This is a genomic window from Flavonifractor sp. An4, from assembly GCF_002161755.1.
In the GTDB taxonomy this organism is placed as follows: domain Bacteria; phylum Bacillota; class Clostridia; order Oscillospirales; family Oscillospiraceae; genus Flavonifractor; species Flavonifractor avicola.
The window spans coordinates 1-3,237 of sequence record NZ_NFIL01000083.1; the positions used below are offsets into that span (position 1 = coordinate 1).

Below are 3,237 nucleotides of genomic sequence, written 5' to 3' on the forward strand. Positions count from 1 at the left end.
ATGACGGGGGTGGAACTGTGAACGTATACGAGCTGGCCAAGAAATATTACCCCAAGCTGTGGGACAAGGAGCGCATCCAGGCCCTGGCGGCTGCGGGCAAGCTAACAGAGGAGGAGGCCGCCGGAATTCTCAGTCTCACATACGGTCAGAAAAAATAAATCATTGCTTTGGTGTATGAAACCGTACATCTAATTCCCTTTGGGACCCATATATGGGGGGATGCAAATGATCAAGTTTGACAACTGGCGCATTTTAAACCAAGGAAAGGTATTGGCCCGACAGTATGACAACCTGACCCGGGAATTGAGAGTGGAGGGGATCATCCCGGAGGGCTGGACCTGGGATCTGCTGGTGCAGGCCGGAAAAAATCTGGATATTATCCGCCTGAACCAGGGGGAAAACAGCCTGTCTGTAATGCTCACATCTGAGATGCTGGCGCTGGCCGGGTACTATGTTCTTCAACTGAGGGCCACTCAGGGAGAAAAGGTGCGGCATACCAATGTACTCCGGGTATATGTACCGGAGAGCCTGTCCGGCGACGGACATTGGCCCGAGGTGCCGTCGGAGTTTACGCAGCTGGAGCAGCGGGTGAGGGAACTGTCGGAGGAGGCCGGGGCGGCGGCAGAGCAGGCGGAGAACGCGGCAGAAGGTGTGGCCAACAATGCCAAAGCGGCTCAGGAGGCGGCTGGACAAGCTCAGACAGCTCAAGACGCCGCCCAGGGAAGCGCCAAGCAGGCCGGGGCCGCTGCTGCCGCCTCTGCCGAGTTGGCCAAGACCGCTGCTGACAGTGCCGCCGCCGCCACACAGGCGGCACAATCTGCCAGTGATGCTGTGAGCAGTGCTCAGACCAGCGTACAGACCGCCACGGCCCAGGCTCAGGCTGCCGCGGATGCCGCCCAGCAGGCCAGACAGGCACAACAGGCCGTAGAGACCGCTGCCGGAAACGCGGCCCAGTCCGCGCAGGCGGCGGCAGAGGCACAAACTCAGGTTGCACAGGTGGGCGCACAGGTAAGTGCCGATGCTGAGGACGCACGGGATGCTGTGACAAAGTCCACAGCCGCTGCCGCCCAGGCGGGAGAGAGTGCCAGGGTGGCCCAGGAAGCTGCCCAGCAGGCCCTCGGTTCTGTGCTGCCGCCTGCTACAGGATTGCCTGACGGTTATAGCTTGCAGACCCAGGGCGGACAAGCCGTGTGGGGTGAAAGTGCCGGGGGTGGCAGCGAAATGGAGTTTATAAACTCCATGACGTTGGACGCGGATGTTACATCTGGCAGAATTGACGTGGATGCGGAGGGAAACCCGTTTGTTTTAAGCGAGGCTGTTGCCACAGTTTCATTTGTTAATGGGCAAGAAGTGGGTCTCTTTTACTGGTACTTCACAAAAGGAATCGACTTCTATCTCAACAAAAGAACACTGGGTGGAAACGGTTATAAACTTGTGGCTTCTGGAAATAGTGTAACCGGCGTTATATTTGTATATCAGGAGAATGGCTCCACAAATACGCTCAATACAAAACTTGTCACTCCCGGTACTGAAATTACGATGTTCAGATTTGCGAATTTCGATGGTGTTCCATTAAAAGCAGGAACGGCAATCAGTCTGTATGGCAAGAGAAAGGCGGTGTAATGGTGAAAACCTGCGTGAATGGCATAACCAGAGACATGACCCCGGAGGAAATGGAGGAATTCAACCGGTTGCAGCAGGAGCAGCCTGCGCCTACAACTGAACCGGATCGTCTGACCGCGCTGGAGCTGGCGGTGGCTGAGCTCGGCGTGGCGATGATGACTGCGATGGGAGGTATGAGCAATGGCTAATTTGTACGCTGACCTCATCCGCCGCGGTCTGTGGACGCTTGAGCAGGTCCCCGCGCTGTGGCGGGAGGAAGTGGAGGGAATGCTGTGAAAAGGATCGCATCCATCCAGCTGAGCCAGGTCCAGCGGATTGAAATCATCGTCACCAACTGCCGCAAATCTCTGGATGAAGTCAAGGCCGAAACCGGCGCGGACTACATACTGAATGGCGGTATGTGGAACCCGGACGGTTCCCCGTGCGCTGGCCTCAAAGTCGGAGGGAAGCTGCTGTCCAAGACGCCGTGGGGCAATGTTCACGGCTATGGATGAACGGACACGGATATCCACATGACCCTGGATTGGGAAAACAGCCCCAACTATCTGGCGGTATCGCCTATCATCAAGGACGGGGCAAAGTACCCCGAAAAGACCTATGCCGCCGCACAGGACGGCGTGCGCGGCCGGTCTGCCATCGGTATGACAAAGGACGCTTTGGTGCTGTATTGCTCCGGCGACGGCACCAGCGATTCAAGCGACCCCGAAGCGCTGACCCAGGAACTGCTGGCCCTTGGCTGTGACTCGGCCATGATGCTGGATGGCGGAGGATCGTCCCAGTGTGATTTTACCGGGGAGCAGATCAAAGCTACGCGGAAGGTCCACAACTGGATCTGCGTTTGGACAAAAAAGACGGCGGAGACGCCGCCGGACAAGGAGGATAAACCTGTGAGCAAACTTATTGTATGCCTGGACCCCGGACATGGGCCGGGGTGCGTCAACGGCTCCCTGGATGGGAGCTACAGGGAATGTGACTTTACCTGGGATCTGTACACCCGCCTGCGGCCTCTGCTGGAGGCACAGGGCATCACGGTGGTAAGCACCCGGGAGCAGGAGAGTGACTATCCCAGCCTCAGCGCCCGGGCCTCAGTGAGCAACCGGGCGGGGGCAGACCTGTTCGTCTCCCTCCACTCCAACGCCGCCGGAAGTTCCGCCCGTGGCTTTGTGGCTTTCACCTCCGCGCCCCCGGAGACGGCAGCCCGGAACCGTTTGGCCGCTGCCATCATCAGCCGTACCCGGGCCGCCGGTGTGGTGCTGTGGGGCAGCGGGCTGGCCCATGAGATGTACACGGTGCTGGCCTCCACCACCGCCCCGGCGGTGCTGCTGGAGTACGGATTCCACACCAATGCCCAGGACCTGGCCCTGCTGAAAGATACCACTTACCGGGACAAGCTGGCCCAGGCCACCTGCGCCGGGATCTGTGACTATCTGGGCCTGGAGGTCAAGGAGCCGGACCAGGAGAGCGGACAGCCCAATGAGCCGGACGGCTGGGCCAGGGAGGCGTGGAGCAAGGCCGTGGCCGCCGGGATCTTCGACGGCACCCGGCCCCGGGACGGGCTGACCCGTCAGGAGGCTGCCGTGGTGCTGGACCGGCTTGGACTGCTGCCGGAGAAAG

Annotated in this window: 5 protein-coding genes; all 5 read left to right on the top strand. The window is 59.6% G+C overall.

Annotated elements, in window-relative coordinates; genetic code table 11:
- Positions 1-225 precede the first annotated feature (225 nt).
- Positions 226-1,623 (top strand): hypothetical protein, encoded by a 1,398-nt coding sequence (locus tag B5F94_RS15605; RefSeq protein WP_087331451.1) that lies wholly within the window; start codon positions 226-228, stop codon positions 1,621-1,623.
- On the top strand, positions 1,623-1,811 hold the full coding sequence (locus B5F94_RS15610; RefSeq protein ID WP_087271792.1) for a hypothetical protein: 189 nt from the start codon (positions 1,623-1,625) through the stop codon (positions 1,809-1,811). Before B5F94_RS15605 ends, B5F94_RS15610 begins: the two co-directional genes overlap by 1 nt.
- Entirely contained in the window at positions 1,804-1,899 is a 96-nt protein-coding gene (locus B5F94_RS17100; protein ID WP_255396435.1) for a CD1375 family protein, read from the top strand. Before B5F94_RS15610 ends, B5F94_RS17100 begins: the two co-directional genes overlap by 8 nt.
- Positions 1,896-2,117, top strand: coding sequence for a hypothetical protein (locus tag B5F94_RS15615; protein ID WP_087331452.1), 222 nt, complete (start codon positions 1,896-1,898; stop codon positions 2,115-2,117). The genes B5F94_RS17100 and B5F94_RS15615 overlap by 4 nt, the downstream gene beginning before the upstream one ends.
- An 18-nt stretch (positions 2,118-2,135) precedes the next feature.
- The coding region (locus B5F94_RS15620) for an N-acetylmuramoyl-L-alanine amidase (protein ID WP_204247514.1) at positions 2,136-3,237 on the top strand (1,102 nt) is incomplete at its 3' end.